At 73.3% G+C, this 13,399-nt stretch carries 12 protein-coding genes; 8 read left to right on the top strand and 4 right to left on the bottom strand.

From position 1 onward, the window contains the following. Positions 1–1,006, bottom strand: a 1,006-nt coding sequence (locus ACIPSE_RS01080; protein WP_401656020.1) for a HAMP domain-containing protein, incomplete at its 3' end; no start/stop codon positions are given. Positions 1,007–1,108: 102 nt separating this feature from the next. Here ACIPSE_RS01080 and ACIPSE_RS01075 point away from each other — a divergent pair. Further along, a complete protein-coding gene (locus ACIPSE_RS01075; RefSeq protein WP_401656018.1) occupies positions 1,109–2,986 on the top strand; it encodes a SpoIIE family protein phosphatase in 1,878 nt (625 codons plus the stop codon). A gap of 379 nt (positions 2,987–3,365) precedes the next feature. Further along, entirely contained in the window at positions 3,366–4,598 is a 1,233-nt protein-coding gene (gene hemW, locus ACIPSE_RS01070) for a radical SAM family heme chaperone HemW (protein ID WP_401656016.1), read from the top strand. Here the strand turns inward: hemW and ACIPSE_RS01065 are convergent, their stop codons facing one another. Together ACIPSE_RS01065 and ACIPSE_RS01060 are read right to left on the bottom strand one after the other, a co-directional pair. Further along, entirely contained in the window at positions 4,599–5,411 is an 813-nt protein-coding gene (locus tag ACIPSE_RS01065) for a DUF3097 domain-containing protein (protein WP_401656014.1), read from the bottom strand. It abuts the gene before it with no gap. A 31-nt stretch (positions 5,412–5,442) separates the two neighbouring features. Next, a complete protein-coding gene (locus tag ACIPSE_RS01060) occupies positions 5,443–6,174 on the bottom strand; it encodes an MBL fold metallo-hydrolase (RefSeq protein WP_401656012.1) in 732 nt (243 codons plus the stop codon). 138 nt (positions 6,175–6,312) lie between these two features. Here ACIPSE_RS01060 and hrcA point away from each other — a divergent pair, with 138 nt between their 5' ends. From hrcA to ACIPSE_RS01035, 5 genes are all read left to right on the top strand, one after another. Further along, entirely contained in the window at positions 6,313–7,329 is a 1,017-nt protein-coding gene (hrcA, locus tag ACIPSE_RS01055; RefSeq protein ID WP_401656010.1) for a heat-inducible transcriptional repressor HrcA, read from the top strand. Beyond that, entirely contained in the window at positions 7,330–8,466 is a 1,137-nt protein-coding gene (gene dnaJ, locus ACIPSE_RS01050; protein ID WP_401656008.1) for a molecular chaperone DnaJ, read from the top strand. A 304-nt stretch (positions 8,467–8,770) separates the two neighbouring features. Further along, positions 8,771–9,850 (top strand): nitronate monooxygenase, encoded by a 1,080-nt coding sequence (locus ACIPSE_RS01045; RefSeq protein WP_401656006.1) that lies wholly within the window; start codon positions 8,771–8,773, stop codon positions 9,848–9,850. After that, complete coding sequence (locus ACIPSE_RS01040) at positions 9,847–10,596, top strand: 16S rRNA (uracil(1498)-N(3))-methyltransferase (protein WP_401656004.1); 750 nt, start codon at positions 9,847–9,849, stop codon at positions 10,594–10,596. The genes ACIPSE_RS01045 and ACIPSE_RS01040 overlap by 4 nt, the downstream gene beginning before the upstream one ends. A gap of 17 nt (positions 10,597–10,613) precedes the next feature. Next, positions 10,614–11,006 carry a VOC family protein gene (locus tag ACIPSE_RS01035; protein WP_401656002.1) on the top strand — a complete coding sequence of 131 codons (393 nt, stop codon included), beginning with the start codon at positions 10,614–10,616 and terminating at the stop codon, positions 11,004–11,006. A 183-nt stretch (positions 11,007–11,189) separates the two neighbouring features. On the opposite strand, the gene ACIPSE_RS01030 is transcribed toward ACIPSE_RS01035, so the two are convergent. Beyond that, positions 11,190–12,686: a hypothetical protein gene (locus tag ACIPSE_RS01030; RefSeq protein ID WP_401655999.1), complete on the bottom strand. Its 1,497-nt coding sequence runs from the start codon at positions 12,684–12,686 to the stop codon at positions 11,190–11,192. A 152-nt stretch (positions 12,687–12,838) separates the two neighbouring features. Here ACIPSE_RS01030 and ACIPSE_RS01025 point away from each other — a divergent pair, with 152 nt between their 5' ends. After that, on the top strand, positions 12,839–13,363 hold the full coding sequence (locus ACIPSE_RS01025) for a hypothetical protein (protein ID WP_401655997.1): 525 nt from the start codon (positions 12,839–12,841) through the stop codon (positions 13,361–13,363). The last annotated feature ends 36 nt before the right edge of the window (positions 13,364–13,399 follow it).

The raw sequence follows: 13,399 nt of genomic DNA, 5'->3' as shown, positions 1-13,399 counted from the left end.
ACTTCAGCTCCAGGATCTCGCCCTGCGCGTCCACCGTGATCTTCTGGCTGAGGTCGCCGTTGGCGACGGCGGTGGTCACCTGGGCGATGTTGCGGACCTGCGAGGTCAGGTTCGAGGCCATGAAGTTGACGTTGTCGGTGAGGTCCTTCCACACCCCCGACACGCCCCGCACCTGCGCCCGGCCGCCCAACTGCCCCTCGGTGCCCACCTCACGGGCCACCCGGGTGACCTCGTCGGCGAACGCGGAGAGCTGGTCGACCATCGTGTTCACGGTCAGCTTCAGCTCCAGCAGCTCACCCGTGGCCTCGACCGTGACCGTACGGGTCAGGTCGCCGCGCGCCACCGACGTCGTCACCAGGGCGATGTCACGCACCTGAGCGGTCAGCCGGGACGCCATCGTGTTCACCGCCTCGGTCACGTCCCGCCAACTGCCGGACAGACCCTGCACCTTGGCGCGCCCGCCCAGTCGCCCCTCGGTGCCCACCTCACGGGCCACCCGGGTCACCTCGCCGGTGAACAGCGACAACTGGTCGACCATCTTGTTCACGGCCCGGCCCAGCCTGCGCAGATCCCCGCGTAACTGCCGGTTGCCGTCGTGCAGATCCACCCGCTGGGTCAGATCGCCCCCGGCCACCGCGTCCAGCACGCGCGTCGCGTTCGCCGCCGGGGCCACCAAAGCGTCCAGCAGCGCGTTCACATCGCCCACCCGGGCCGCCCAGGCACCCGCGCCCGGGCTCGGCGACAGCCGCTCGTCCAGCCGGCCGTGCCGCACCAGCTCCCGCTTGACGCGTTGCACTTCCGTGGTGAAGTGAAGGTCCCGGTCGACCAGTTGGTTGAACATCGCGGTCAGTTCCGCGGTGAGCCCCTGGCCGGTTTCCGACACCTTCGTGAAGTGTCCGTCGCGCGCGGCGGTCATCGCGGCGAGCAGGGGGCGCAGATCCGATGCCCGGATCCGGTCCTCTTCGTGTCCGTCTTCGAGCACACGTGTAGCACTGTTCTCACTCATGGCGGCCCACTTCGGTAACTCGGCGCTTATGGGCGCAGTCAGTCTGTCACTCTGTCCGCATCGGCTGAGGCGTATTCGTGCGAACTGCCCAGGGAGCTGGACATGGGGGTCATTCCGACGCAACGGGAGACGGATCCCCGTGCCGGCGACGCGCCCGCGCCGCCGTGCCCCCGGGCCCGCACCCACCTCACCGGCAGCTCCCTGGCGCCCGGCGCCGCCCGCGCGCTCGCCCGGGCCTCGCTCACCGAATGGACCGAACTCGCCCTGCCCGGAACGGAACTGCTCACCGACCGGCTCGTCGACGACCTCCTCGTGGTCGTCAGTGAACTCGTCACCAACGCGGTCGTCCACGCCGGCACCGACATCGAGCTGGAGTGCCGCCTCGACGACCTCGGCGGGCTCCTCGTCGAGGTCACCGACCAGCACCCCTCCCGCGCCCCGCGCGGCGCGGACCCCGAACCCGCCTACGAGGCGCCCGAGCACGGCCGCGGCCTGCGCCTGGTCGCCACCCTCGCCGAGTCCTGGGGCGTCACCTACCGCAAGGGCGCCAAGACCGTGTGGGCCCGCCTCACCGCGGACGGCACGGGCGCGGGGGAGACCGGCGAGAGCGGCCTCGGTGTCGCCCAGCACCTCGCCCCCGAACCCCAGCGCGCCGAACGCGACCGGGAGTGGCTCCACCGCGGCGCCCTGTCCTTCCTCGCCGAGGCCTCCGACCTGCTCGCCGGACAGCTCGACGAGAACCTGGTGGCCGCGCTCGCCGGACAGCTCATCGTGCCCCGGCTCGCCGACTGGTGCGCGGTCTGGCTGGAGGACGAGCTGATGGGCCGCGGCGACTGGGGCGCCGACGGCGTCGGCGGCGCCGGACCCCGCCTCGCCCGCGTCTGGCACGGCAACGAGGCCCTCATCGAGGACCTGCGCCGCGCCCTCGACAAGGACCCGCCCCGCCCCTCCGGACCACCCCGCTCCGGCCCCGTGCCCTACCCCTGGCCCGGCGAGACCCTCGGCCGCGACGGCACCCACGGCGCCGCCCTGTCGTACCGCCTGATCGCGGGCGGACGGCCGCTGGGCACGCTCGTCATCGGCCGCGCCGGACTGCCGCGCTTCCCCGACGAGGTCACCGGGCTCGTCGAGGACCTCGGCCGCCGCGTCGCGCTCGCCATCGGCGCCGCCCGCCAGTACGCCCGCCAGGCCACCATCAGCGCCGTCCTCCAGCGCGGCCTGCTGCCCGGCGCGGTCGCCGAGATCCCCGGCCTGCACAGCGCCCTCGTCTACGAGCCCCACGACCAGAACGGGCCCAGCGGCGACTTCTACGACCTGTTCCCGGCCGGCGACGGCCGCTGGTGCTTCGCGCTCGGCGACGTCCAGGGCAAGGGCCCCGAGGCGGCCGTCGTCATCGGCCTCGCCCGCCCCTGGCTGCGCCTCCTCGCCCGCGAGGGCTACCGCGTCGCCGACGTCCTCGACCGCCTCAACCAGCTCCTCCTCGACGACGCCACCGAGGCCGCCGACGCGGCGGCCCGCGCCCTCGTCTCCGCCGGGGCGCGTCCGCTGCCGCCCGGCGACGGCCCCCAGACCCGCTTCCTGTCCCTCCTCTACGGCGAGCTGGTCCCCTTCGAGGGCGGGGTGCGCTGCACGGTCGCCTCCGCCGGCCACCCCCTGCCGCTGCTGCTCGGCGCGGGCGGCGAGGTCCGCGGCGCCGCCCACCCGCAGACCCTCCTCGGCGTCGTCGAGGACGAGACGTACGTCAGCGAGACCTTCGACCTGCTCCCCGGCGACACCCTGCTGTGCGTCACCGACGGCGTCACCGAGCGGCGCTGCGGCCCCCGCCAGTTCGACGACGCCGACGGACTCGCCGCCGCGCTCACCGGCTGCGCCGGCCTGACCGCGCCCCTCATCGCCGAACGCATCAAACGCCTCGTCCACGAGTTCGGCGTGCGTCCTCCGGAGGACGACCTGGCACTGCTGGTACTCCAGGCGGAGTGACCCGCACTCTCCGATGGCGGCCACGCCACCCGCACGCAGGCGCCGACTCCGGTCGTACTTCCCCCACGGGTCCCGGCCTGGCTTCCCGGACACCGGTCCCGGCCGTGATTCCGGGGTGCCGGCCCTGGCCCCCGGCCGCGATTCCCGGGCGCCGGTTCCGGCCGTCTTCCCGGCACCGGTAACGGCCCCGGCCGCGCTGCCCGCGCGCCAGGTCCGGCCGTCTCCCCGGTACCGGTACCGGTATTGGTATTGGTCCCGTCCCGGCTTCCCGGGCACCGGCACCGCTTCCGTTTCTCCGGGCACCCGCACCGCCCCGGCTCCCGGGCGCCGGCCCCGTATCGATGTCGGGACCGTCCCCGCTTCCTGGACAATGGAAGGCATGCCTTCCGCACTCCCCGACGGTGAGCCCGTCCCCGACGACGGTGCGCTGCCCGCGTCCGCGTTCGCCGGGTCCGCCGACCGGCCCCTCGGCTTCTACCTGCACGTCCCGTACTGCGCGACCCGCTGCGGTTACTGCGACTTCAACACCTACACGGCCACCGAGCTGCGCGGCACGGGCGGCGTACTCGCCTCCCGCGACAACTACGCGGACACCCTGACCGACGAGATCCGGCTGGCCCGCAAGGTGCTCGGCGCCGACGACCGCCCCGTGCGCACGGTCTTCGTCGGCGGCGGCACGCCGACCCTGCTGGCTGCCGAGGACCTCGTCCGGATGCTGGCGGCGATCCGGGACGAGTTCGGCCTCGCGCCGGACGCCGAGATCACCACGGAGGCGAACCCGGAGTCGGTGGACGCGGCGTATCTCGCCACGCTCCGGGAGGGCGGCTTCAACCGGATCTCCTTCGGCATGCAGAGCGCCCGGCAGCACGTCCTGAAGGTCCTCGACCGCACCCACACCCCGGGCCGTCCGGAGGCCTGTGTCGCGGAGGCCCGCGCGGCCGGCTTCGACCACGTCAACCTCGACCTGATCTACGGCACCCCCGGCGAGTCCGACGACGACTGGCGGGCCTCCCTGGACGCCGCGATCGGCGCCGGCCCCGACCACGTCTCCGCCTACGCGCTGATCGTCGAGGAGGGCACCCAGCTCGCCCGCCGCATCCGCCGCGGCGAGGTCCCCATGACCGACGACGACGTCCACGCGGACCGGTACCTCATCGCCGAGGACGTCCTCACCGGCGCGGGTTTCGACTGGTACGAGGTCTCCAACTGGGCCACCTCCGACGCGGGCCGCTGCCTCCACAACGAGCTGTACTGGCGCGGCGCCGACTGGTGGGGCGCGGGCCCCGGCGCCCACTCCCACGTGGGCGGGGTCCGCTGGTGGAACGTGAAGCACCCGGGCGCGTACGCGGCGGCGCTGGCGGAGGGCCGTTCCCCCGGCGCGGGCCGCGAACTCCTCTCGGACGAGGACCGCAGGGTCGAGCGCATCCTGCTGGAGCTGCGCCTGCGCGAGGGCGTACCGCTGGACCTGCTCCACGAGGAGGGCCTCAGGGCATCCCGCCGCGCCCTGTCCGACGGCCTCCTGGACCAGCCGTCGTACGACGAGGGGCGAGCCGTACTGACCCTGCGGGGGCGGCTGCTGGCGGACGCGGTCGTCAGGGACCTGGTGGACTGATCAGCCGGGGGAGCCGGTCACGAAGTCGATCAGCTCCTCCACGCGGCCCAGGAGTTCCGGCTCCAGGTCCCGGTAGGAGCCCACGCGGGCCAGGATCGCCTGCCAGACCGCGCCCGTGTTGTCGGCCGGCCAGCCCACCGCCCGGCACACGCCGGTCTTCCAGTCCTGCCCGCGCGGGACGCGCGGCCAGGCGTCGATGCCCAGGGAGGACGGCTTCACGGCCTCCCAGATGTCGATGTACGGGTGGCCGACGACCAGGGCGTGCTCGCTGGTGACCTGTTCGGCGATGCGCCACTCCTTCGTGCCGGGCACGAGATGGTCCACCAGGACACCGAGCCGGGCGTCGGGGCCGGGAGCGAATTCGGCCACGATCGAGGGAAGGTCGTCGACGCCCTCCAGGTACTCCACGACCACGCCCTCGATGCGCAGGTCGTCGCCCCAGACCTTCTCGACGAGCTCGGCGTCGTGCCGTCCCTCGACGTAGATCCGGCCGGCGCGGGCGACCCGGGCGCGGGCGCCGGGGACGGCCACCGAACCGGAGGCCGTGCGGGCGGGCCGCGCGGGGGCGGCGCCCGAGGGGCGGACCAGGGTGACGACCCGGCCCTCCAGCAGGAAGCCGCGGGGCTCCAGCGGGAACACCCGGTGCTTGCCGAAGCGGTCCTCCAGGGTGACCGTGCCCGCCTCGCAGCGGATCACCGCACCGCAGAAACCGGTGCCGGGCTCCTCGACCACCAGGCCGGGCTCCGCCGGGACCTCGGGGACGGGCTTCGGCTTCTTCCAGGGAGGGGTCAGATCGGCGGAGTACTGGCGCATTCGGATGACGATAGGAGAAGCGCCGCGGCCGTCACCGCGACACGCCGAAACGCGCCGCCAGCGCGTCCCGCTGGGCCCGGACGAACGCCGCGTCCACCACCGCACCGTGACCGGGCACGTACAGCGCGTCCTCGCCGCCCAGCGCGAGCAGCCGGTCCAGCGCCGCCGGCCAGCGGGACGGCACCGCGTCCGGGCCCGCCTGAGGATCGTCGGACTCCTCGACCAGGTCACCGCAGAAGACCACCTCGGGGGAGCCGGGCACCAGGACCGCCAGATCGTGCGCGGTGTGCCCCGGGCCGACGTTCGCCAGCAGCACCTGACGGCCGCCGCCGAGATCGAGCGTCCACTCGCCGGACACCAGATGCCGGGGGCGGGGCAGCGCGCCGGCCGCCTCGGCCGCCAGCGACGGTTCCAGGCCATTGCCGACCGCGTCCGCCCGCAGCTCGTCCCGCGCCTGCCGCTGCTCCAGCAGCGTGTCCATGCCCACCGGCGCGAACAGCTCCGCGTCCGCGAACGCCGCCGCCCCGAAGACATGGTCGAAGTGCGGGTGGGTCAGAGCGAGATGGGTCACAGGGCCGCCCGCGAGGGCCTCCGCCCGCGCCCGCAGCCGTGTCCCCTCCGCCACGCTCGACCCCGCGTCGACCACCAGCGCCGCCCCCGCGCCGGTCACCAGCCCCGCCGTGCAGTCCCAGCCGGGGAGGCGGCACCGGCCCACCCCGGCCGCCAGCCGCTCCCACCCCAGCTCTTCCCAAGTCACCGTCATGCGGCGACGCTAACGGTACGGGCACCCGCAGCGGGACCGACCTTGCCCGCACGGCACCCCACCGCCGTACACTGGCCGGGGAATGCTGGCACTCGGGGGTACAGAGTGCCAAGGGATCGACTTCTGGAGGTGTGCGCGATGCTGAGTGAACGCAGACTCAAGGTGCTGCGCGCCATCGTCCAGGACTACGTGGGCACCGAGGAGCCGGTGGGGTCCAAGGCCCTCACCGAGCGGCACAACCTCGGCGTCTCCCCGGCGACCATCCGCAACGACATGGCCGCCCTGGAGGACGAGGGGTTCATCGCCCAGCCGCACACCAGCGCCGGGCGCATCCCCACCGACAAGGGCTACCGGCTCTTCGTCGACAAGCTCGCCGCCGTCAAACCGATGTCCGCGCCCGAGCGGCGCGCCATCCACCACTTCCTCGACGGCGCCGTCGACCTCGACGACGTGGTCGCCCGCACGGTACGGCTGCTCGCGCAGCTCACCCGGCAGGTGGCCGTCGTGCAGTACCCGTCGCTGACCCGCTCGACCGTGCGGCATGTGGAACTGCTCTCGCTCGCCCCCGCGCGCGTGATGCTCGTCCTCATCACCGACACCGGCCGGGTCGAGCAGCGCATGGTCGACTGCCCGGCGCCCTTCGGGGAGACCTCGCTCGCGGACCTGCGGGCGCGGCTCAACAGCCGGGTCGCCGGACGCCGGTTCAGTGACGTCCCGCGGCTGGTCGAGGACCTGCCCGAGAGCTTCGACGTCGAGGACCGCGGCACCGTCTCGACCGTGCTCTCCACCCTGCTGGAGACACTCGTCGAGGAGAACGAGGAGCGGCTGATGATCGGCGGCACCGCCAATCTCACCCGCTTCGGACATGACTTTCCCCTCACGATCCGTCCGGTCCTCGAAGCGCTGGAGGAGCAGGTCGTGCTTCTCAAGTTGCTTGGTGAGGCCGGGGATTCGGGCATGACCGTACGCATCGGGCATGAGAACGCCTATGAGGGACTCAACTCCACGTCCGTGGTCTCGGTCGGCTACGGTTCGGGCGGCGAGGCAGTAGCCAAGCTCGGCGTGGTCGGACCGACCCGCATGGATTACCCGGGAACGATGGGAGCGGTACGCGCAGTGGCACGGTACGTCGGACAGATCCTGGCGGAGTCGTAAGTGGCCACGGACTACTACGCCGTTCTCGGCGTGCGCCGCGACGCGTCGCAGGATGAGATCAAGAAGGCGTTCCGTCGGCTCGCCCGCGAGCTGCACCCGGACGTCAACCCCGATCCGAAGACCCAGGAGCGGTTCAAGGAGATCAACGCCGCTTACGAGGTCCTGTCGGATCCGCAGAAGAAGCAGGTCTACGACCTCGGCGGCGACCCCCTGTCCCAGGCGGGCGGCGGAGGCGCCGGCGGCTTCGGCGCGGGCGGCTTCGGCAACTTCTCGGACATCATGGACGCGTTCTTCGGTACGGCGTCCCAGCGCGGCCCGCGCTCGCGCACCCGGCGCGGCCAGGACGCGATGATCCGGCTGGAGATCGAGCTCGACGAGGCGGCCTTCGGCACGACCAAGGACATCCAGGTCGACACGGCGATCGTCTGCACCACGTGCAGCGGTGAGGGCGCGGCGCCGGGCACCTCGGCCCAGACGTGTGACATGTGCCGGGGCCGCGGTGAGGTCTCCCAGGTCACCCGGTCCTTCCTCGGCCAGGTCATGACCTCGCGGCCCTGCCCGCAGTGCCAGGGGTTCGGCACGGTCGTCCCGACCCCGTGCCCCGAGTGCGCGGGCGACGGACGGGTGCGGTCCCGCCGCACGCTCACCGTCAAGATCCCGGCCGGTGTCGACAACGGCACACGGATCCAGCTCGCTGGCGAGGGCGAGGTCGGGCCCGGTGGCGGTCCCGCCGGTGACCTCTACGTCGAGATCCACGAGCTGCCCCACAACATGTTCCAGCGGCGTGGGGACGATCTGCACTGCACGGTGACGATCCCCATGACGGCCGCGTCCCTCGGCACGAAGGTGCCGTTGGAGACGCTGGACGGCATGGAGGAGGTCGACATCCGCCCCGGCACCCAGTCCGGGCAGTCGATCCCGCTGCACGGGCGGGGCGTCACCCACCTGCGGGGCGGCGGGCGCGGCGACCTCATCGTCCATGTCGAGGTCCAGACCCCGACCAAGCTCGACCCCGAACAGGAACGCGTACTGCGCGAGCTGGCCAAGATGCGCGGCGAGGAACGGCCCACGGGCCAGTTCCAGCCGGGGCAGCAAGGGCTGTTCTCACGGTTGAAGGACGCGTTCAACGGCCGGTGACGGCGGGTGGGCGCTGAGCTGAACGCCGCGGCCGGCTGGGCTGATGCTGCCGGGGGTCCGGGGGTCGTCCCCCGGGCAGGCACAGTCAGCCGGGGCAGCAGGGGCTGTTCTCGCGGTTGAAGGACGCGTTCAACGGCCGGTGACGGTGTGGGGTGGCGGCCGGGGCTTTTTCCTCGCCCCCGCCGCCCCTTCCCCGGGGGCGCTGCCCCCGGACCTCCGCTCCTCAAACGCCGGAGGGGCTGAGTTCTCACCGGGCGACGGGGGGCGATTCGGTCTTGTTCGGAGGACGTGGCACCATGCGGGCATGTCCTCCGCGCTGACCGATCTCGCCCCGCACCCGATCGTGCAGGCCCCCATGGCAGGCGGCGTCTCCGTGCCGCAGCTCGCCGCCGCCGTCTCCGAGGCCGGCGGACTCGGGTTCCTGGCCGCCGGCTACAAGACCACCGACGGCATGTACCAGGAGATCAAGCAGATCCGGGGACTGACGGCGCGCCCCTTCGGCGTGAACCTCTTCATGCCGCAGCCCGAGCACGCCGACCCGGCCGCGGTGGACGTCTACGCCCACCAGCTCGCCGGTGAGGCCGCCTGGTACGAGACCGAGCTCGGCGACCCCGACAGCGGCCGGGACGACAGCTACGAGACGAAGCTCGCGGTGCTCGTCGACAACCCGGTCCCGGTGGTCTCCTTCCACTTCGGCGTACCGACCCCCGAGGCGCTGGAGTCCCTGCGCCGCGTGGGCACCCGCACCTTCGTCACCGCGACCACCGCCGAGGAGGCCCTCGCGGTCGAGCGGGCCGGCGCCGACGCCGTCATCGCCCAGGGCGTGGAGGCGGGCGGCCACCAGGGCACCCACCGGGACCTCCCGGAGACCGAGGGCGCGGGCATCGGCCTGCTCTCCCTCCTCGCGCAGATCCGCGAGACCGTCGCCCTCCCCGTCGTCGCCGCCGGCGGGCTGATGCGGGGCAGCCAGATCGCCGCGGTCCTCGCCGCGGGCGCGAGCGCCGCCCAGCTCGGCACCGCGTTCCTCGCCACCCCCGAGTCCGGAGCCGCGGCCGTCCACAAGCAGGCGCTGACCGACCCGCTGTACGCCCGCACGGAACTCACCCGCGCGTTCTCCGGCCGCCCCGCCCGCGGCCTCGTCAACCGCTTCCTGCGCGAGCACGGCCCGTACGCGCCCGCCGCCTACCCCGAGATCCACCACCTCACCTCCCCGCTGCGCAAGGCCGCCGCCAAGGCCGGTGACGCGCAGGGCATGGCGCTGTGGGCCGGACAGGGGCACTGGATGGCCCGGGGCCTGCCCGCCGGGCAGCTCGTGGCCACGCTGGCCGCCGAACTCGACGACGCCCGGACAGCGTTGTCGGCAGGCAAGGGGGAGCTGCGATGACCGCCGCGGTGTTCGTCGTCGACCACTTCGACGCGGACGGCGCCGGCAGGTACGTCCTCGACGGCCCCGAGGGGCGGCACGCCGTCTCCGTGAAGCGGCTCCAGCCCGGCGAGGACGTCGTCCTCACGGACGGCGCCGGACGCCGGGCCGACTGCGTCGTCGTCGGCACCGAGGGCAAGGACCGGCTGATCGTCCGGCTGGACTCGGTCGTCGAGGAACCCCCGGCCGGGCCCCGCATCACCGTCGTCCAGGCCCTCCCCAAGGGCGACCGCGGGGAACTCGCCGTCGAGACGATGACCGAGACCGGCGTCGACGCCATCGTGCCCTGGCAGGCGGCCCGCTGCATCACCCAGTGGAAGGGCGAGCGGGGACTGAAGGCCCTGGCCAAGTGGCGGGCCACCGCCCGCGAGGCCGGCAAGCAGTCCCGCCGGGTGCGCTTCCCCGAGGTCGCGGACGCGGCGAGCACCAAGCAGGTCGCCGCGCTGCTCGCCGGGGCCGACTTCGCCGCCGTGCTCCACTCCGACTTCGAGCGCGGCAGCGAAGCCCTGGCCACCGCCCAACTCCCGGACGAGGGCGAGATCGTGCTCGTCGTCGGACCCGAAGGGGGCGTCGCCAAGGACGAGTTGGCGCTCTTCGAGGAGGCAGGCGCCAAGCCCTACGTCCTCGGGCCCACCGTGCTGCGCACGTCGACGGCCGGGACCGCCGCCGCAGCCCTGCTCCTGACCCGCACCGGACGCTGGTCCTGAACCCCGAGGGGATCGCCGTGGAACTCGCCCAAGTACGCTTGCTCGTCTCCGACTTCCCCCTCTGCTACCGCTTCTACGCCGAGGTCCTCGGCCTCAAGCCGCAGTCCGGCGCGGCCGAGGGGCCCTACGAGAAGTTCAGCCCCACCGTCGGCGCGGCCGGCATCGCCCTCCAGGACCGGTCGATGATAGCCGGAGTCCTCGGCGAACTGGGCGACGCGGCGAGCGGCCACCGCTCCCTGGTGGTGCTCCGGGTCGACGAACTCGACGCCTACTGCGAGCAGATCACCGCCCGCGGCGCCGTCCTGCTGCACGGCCCCGCCCCCATGACCGACCGCATGCGCGTCGCCCACCTCAAGGACCCGGAGGGCAACCTGGTGGAGTTGCAGGAGTGGCTCCTGCTCCGCGGCTGAGCACGGCGTCGAACAACTCCCACCCGTCCAACTCCCGCGCCCCCGGCAGCAGTCCCCGCTCCGTCGCCTCGTCGACGAGACGCCGTACGACACCGGGCCCGCGCAGGTTCAGCACCCTCCCGGGGCCGGTCGCCACGCAGCCCACGTACGAGACAGGCGGCGTGCGTTGTGCACGGGGTCACGCTAGGGCGCCGGGCACGTCCTGGTCCTCGGGTTTTCCGCCGGGATCAGCTGGACGTCCTCGCGGCGTACCGCGAACGATTCCTGGACGTCCTTGCCGTGACGGGCCGGGTCCCAGAGCCAGATCCAGTCGCCGCCGGTGCCGAAGGACAGCACGGGGTGGCCGGTGGGGGCGGGGCCGTTGTCGACGGGCAGGGGATGGGAGGCGTCGACCGGGCGGAGGCAGACGAGTCTGCCCTGGAGGCCGAAGTAGTCCGCGGGTTCCGCGCCTTGGGCGGCGACGCGTTCGGCCGACCTGTCCGCCGCGCTCGTCGCCCGCTCGGCTCCCAGGGCGATCGCGAAGAGGGGGAAGAGAACGGCCAGCAGTGCCCCCAGGACGATGCCGTAGACCCGCAGCACGGCATCCCGGCCCGCGTGGAAGTGCCGCAGCCAGCCCGCCACCGCCAGGAAGAACAGCACACTGCCGAACGCGAGCGCCATGGGCTCGGCCGCCGCCATGTACCGGCCCAGCGACGGCGTCGGCACCGCGTCGGCCCGGATGTCGAACCGGTTCAGGTACTCGCCGTGCATCTGCCCGCCGAGCCAGGCCACCAGAGGCCACAGCACGGGCACGGACAGCGGGATCAGCCAGGCCGTGTGCCGGGTGACAGCGGTACGGCGCAGCGCGAGGACCACGCCGATGCCGACGAAAGCGGCGGCGGCCCCGATCAGCACCGGCTGCCACAGATCCTCCGGACGCGTGTCCTGGCCCACCAGCGCACCGAAGGACGCCAGCGCGGTCGTTCCCGCGAGGCCCGCGGCCCACTGCGCGCGGCGGCCGAGATTCCTCGTCTCCTTGAGCGTGAGGGCCATCGGCAACGCACCCGCCGTGCTCAGGACCGCCGGCAGCAGCCTCCACCAGCCGTCCGCCGAGGCCAGGGACATCCCGCACAGGATCGCCAGCACGGCCCCGGCTCCGCCCGCCGCCGTCCACGCCCGCCGGACCCGCCGCTCCCGCGCCGTCTCGTCGCCCGGCGGGTTCCCGTCCGCGTACGCGGGCACGCGCACCTCGTGCGTGGCGGGATCGAAGGCCCGGCCGCCCAGGTCGCGCGCGGTCAGCGCGGTCCGGGCGTCGTCCCGGGACGACGGACCCGCCGCGACGGTCACCGCCCGCTGTGCGTCGGCGAGGCCCAGCCGGACCAACAGCCCGCCCCAGCCCGGCAGTACGCGATGGACGTGATACGTCGTCACCGGGGGCCGCTCGTGCTCCACGAGCGCCGCGTCCCGCACCCACGCGCCCAACGCGGCCTGCCGCACCAGCCGTTCCACGCCCGCCGTCGCCGTCCTGAGCGCCCCGAACCGCGCCCCGTGCAGGCGCACCTCCACCACCAGCGACCGGCGGTGGGCCGGCGCCTCGGCCGCCTCGCCGGGCTCCGCCGGGCGGACCGTCCAGCCGCGCTGCTCGAACACGTCCGTCACGTACGTCACTTCGTCGGGGTCGTCGACGACGTCGACGAGCATCCGTATCCGACGCCGAAACGGTGGCGCCGGCGCCGTGGACTGTGGTTCGGTGGTGATCGGTGCCTCCGGTGATCGTGGGCGTCACTCGATTGTGGGACGAGTGTCCGTATGCGCTCTACCGCGGCGGGCGGGACAGTGGGAAGCTGCCCTCCATGGGTGCATTGAGGCGGATTTGGGGACGGCCCAGGAGGCAGCGGGGGGCCGCCGTGGCGGTGCTCGCCCTCGCGGTCGGCGCGGGAGCCGTCGCCTGCGACCCCGCGGGGCTGAACTCCGCGTCCGTCGCCTACACGACCGACCAGACGGTGACGAAGGAACTGGAGCGGCAGAAGGCCGACGTGCGCTGGCTGACCTGTCAGGCCTCCTACGGCACCCGGTCCACCCCGACGGCGACCGAGAACGCGATCGCCGAGGTGCACTGCACCGGCGAGACCACCGACGGCAAGGACATCAAGGTCGACGGGAAGATCACCCGGGTCGTCAACGGGCAGTGCGTGCGAGGGGAGTTGACCGCGAAGGTCGACGGAAAGACCTGGTTCCAGGTCAACGGACTCGGCAACTGCAACGCCACCCCGGAGCCCGTGAACAACCAGCCGCAGGGCGGCACGGTCACCGTGACCGTCACGGAGACCATCTGGTGCGACAAGTACCCCGACTGCCGTCCCGTGCAGGGCAAGTGATCCAAAACCCTGTCCGCCGGCCGCGCCGCTGCATAG

It is taken from the genome of Streptomyces sp. NPDC090106, assembly GCF_044747265.1.
In the GTDB taxonomy this organism is placed as follows: domain Bacteria; phylum Actinomycetota; class Actinomycetes; order Streptomycetales; family Streptomycetaceae; genus Streptomyces.
The sequence above is the reverse complement of the archived record's forward strand: the minus strand, read 5'-3'. Positions and strand labels throughout refer to the sequence as shown.